The following is a 2,174-nucleotide window of genomic DNA, read 5'->3' on the forward strand; positions in this document are numbered from 1 at the left end:
GGGCGGCGCGGCCGGGCTGGCCGCCACCGCGCTGCCCTGCGCCGGCTCGCCCAGCCGCAGCGGCTTGACATCGAGGCTGCTCTCCGTGCCTGACCAGAATTCGACGGGCTGGGCGGCAGCGCGCGCCGGCGGGCGTACCACGCGCGGCGTAATCGACAGCACGATTTCCGTCTTCGTGGCGCTATCGGTGGGCGCCGTGAACAGGCGACCCAGCAGCGGCAGCCGGCTCAGGCCCGGCACGCCGCTGGCGGAGCGGCGGTCCTGGTCGCTGATCAGTCCCGCCAGCACCTGGGTTTCGCCATCGCGCAGGCGCAGGAAGGTCGACGCGTTGCGGGTGCCGACCTGGTATGCCACGGTGCCGTTCGGGGTGGAGACCTGGCTGGCGATCGAGCTCACTTCCAGGTTGAGCCGGATCGACACGTCGCTGGACGGATGGATCACGGGTTCGGCGGCCAGCTTCAGGCCGACGTCGAGGTACTGCACGTTTTCCGCCACGAAGCCGGTGGCGTTCGACGTGGTGGTAATTACCGGCACCTTGTCGCCGATGAGGATATTGGCCTTTTCCCGGTTATGCACGCGGATGCGGGGATTGGCCAGCAGGTTGGTCAGGCTGGCATCCTGGCGCAGGTTGACGGACGGGTTGTTGAAGGCCACGCCCAGGCGCGTCGAGTTGAGGCGCTTGAGCTCATCGAGCGTCAGGTTGACCCCGCCGCTGGCCAGCGGCACCACGGTGAACTGGTTGGGCCACTGCACGCCCAGCTTGAGCAGGTCGTCGCGCTGCACTTCCAGCACCTCCAATTCCAGCATCACTTCCGGTTCGGCCAGGTCGTGCAGGGCGACCAGGCGCTCGGCCAGCCGGACCGCCTCCGGCGTGTCGCGCACCGTCACCAGGTTCAGGCGCTCGTCGATGACGATATCCTTGAGCTTCAGCAGGGACTTGAGCACCGTCTGGATCTGCACGGCGCCGGCGTCCTGCAGGTAGAAGGCCCGCACCACCAGCTCCTGGTTCTCGCGCCGCTTTTCCGGGGTGTCGGGATAGATCTGCACGGTGTTCCTGTTCAGTACCTTGCTGCGCAGCTGGCTGTTGCGCAGGATCAGGCTGACCGCCTCGTCGATATTGGCGTTGCGCAGGATGACGGTGGTCCGCACGTCGGCCGGCACGTCCTTGTCGAAGATGAAGTTGATGTCGGTGGTGTGCGACAGTGCCTCCAGCACCTGGCGCACGCCGGCATCGCGGAAATCCAGGTTGACCGGCTGCGGGTGGCTTTCGCGCAGCGTCACGTCGGCGAACTGGGCGCGCGCACGCGGCTGTTCGACCAGGCGTTGCAGCTCGAGCGCGGCAAGATGGCGGGGATCGTCCGCCAGCGCCTGCACCAGCAGCGCGCCGGCCTGGCCGGTGTCGCCCCGGTCGTGGGCCTTGCGCGCCTCCGCCACGGTGGCGTCGGTCTGGGCCGCCCGGCGCAGGTTCTGCAAGGCCTGCGCCGCCGCGCCGTTGGCGGGATCGAGCGCCTGCAGGCGGCGCAACTCGACCTCGGCGCCGGCGAAGTCGCCCTGGGCCTGCTTCTGCTGGGCCGACTGCAGCAAGGTGCCGGTGGCGCCCAGCTTGGCCAGCTGGTAATCCTTGCGCAGGGCCGCGTCGCGCGGCGCCGCCTGCACCGCCTGGGCCAGCGAGGCCAGGCCCGCCTCCATGTCGCCGGCCGCCATCCGCTCCATGCCGCTGCGGTGCAGCGCCTGTCCGGCGCAGCCGCACACGGCCCACAGTACGGCCAGGCCCAGCGCCCCGTTTTTCCACCGACCTTGCATCATCTGCTTCCCATCACGAGTATCTGTTTCGCCGCCAGCGGCAGGTAGACGATCTCCAGCTCGCCGGCGCCAAGCCTGGCCAACTGGTACTGCTCGTCGATGCGCTCGCCCTCGCGCACCGAGATGACTTCCTTGTCGCGACGCAGGTGGATCACCGCGCCTTTCGCGTCCCCCAGCACCTCGGTGCGGCCCAGGAACTGGAACGGCAGCGGCGGCGCCTGCGGCGGCGGCGGCGGATTCCAGTCGCTCGTCGCGAAGGCCCGCGCGGCCTGGGCGCCGCTGGAGCAACACAGCACACGGATGCGGGAACAAAGCGCCGCGATGGAGGCGCACGGCAAGCAGATGGGCGAGGTGGGCGCAAGGCTGGGCCA

1 protein-coding gene and 1 pseudogene are annotated in these 2,174 nt (G+C 69.6%); both read right to left on the reverse strand.

Annotation, left to right across the window (positions count from 1 at the left end; genetic code table 11):
• On the reverse strand, positions 1 to 1,806 hold a 1,806-nt coding region (locus GM672_RS27455), incomplete at its 3' end, for a secretin GspD/PilQ domain-containing protein (protein WP_155473664.1).
• A pseudogene (locus GM672_RS27460) lies at positions 1,803 to 2,174 on the reverse strand (hypothetical protein); the annotation flags it as partial. The pseudogene GM672_RS27460 and the gene GM672_RS27455, both read right to left, overlap by 4 nt.

Origin of the sequence: Pseudoduganella buxea, from assembly GCF_009720835.1 — a bacterium.
Classification (GTDB): Bacteria; Pseudomonadota; Gammaproteobacteria; order Burkholderiales; family Burkholderiaceae_D; genus Rugamonas; species Rugamonas buxea.